At 66.8% G+C, this 579-nt stretch carries 1 protein-coding gene; it reads right to left on the reverse strand.

What is annotated here, in order from left to right; genetic code table 11:
* Positions 1-483: MFS transporter (locus AC1D1Y_RS26095; RefSeq protein WP_477684906.1), on the reverse strand; the 483-nt coding region annotated here is incomplete at its 3' end.
* Between the last annotated feature and the right edge of the window lie 96 nt (positions 484-579).

Here is a 579-nt window from a genome sequence, read left to right on the forward strand (position 1 = left end):
GCCCACCAGCGCCACTACACCGGCGGCCAGCATGGGGCCCAGCAGAAACATGCCCGCCATGTGCGCGCCGCGCTGCCAGCCGGCGCGTGCGTGGCCAATGCGCTCCAGCGCCGCCATGAACACGGTGTTGAGCGAGACAAAGCGCAGCGGCATGACAAAGCTGATGAGTGCCGTTAGCAGCACCAGAAACAGCGTGTGCGGCAGCAGCGGAATGGCCGCATACAGACCCCCCATGACCAGGCTACCCGCCACGAACAGCCTCTCAGGGCCGATGCGTTCCACCCAAAAGCCCACCGGAATGCTCATGAACAGAATGCCCACCGACTGCGCCCCGGCGATGGCCGCCAGCCAACCGCCCTGCGCGCCCAGGTGCAGCGCGTACAGGGTGGTGGTGAACTTGGCCAGCCCCACGCTGATCCCCATGAAGGAGGACAGCAGCGCGAAGCGCAGTAAAAACGCGTTGCGTTCAAAGAACCCGCGCATCAGGCGGCCTGGGCCGCGGAGTTGGCAGCCTGGCCCACCGCAAAGCTGCGCCGGCCATCCACCGACACCGGCACTTCACCGCGCACGGTTACCCTG

It is taken from the genome of Polaromonas sp. P1_G1 (assembly GCF_056405595.1).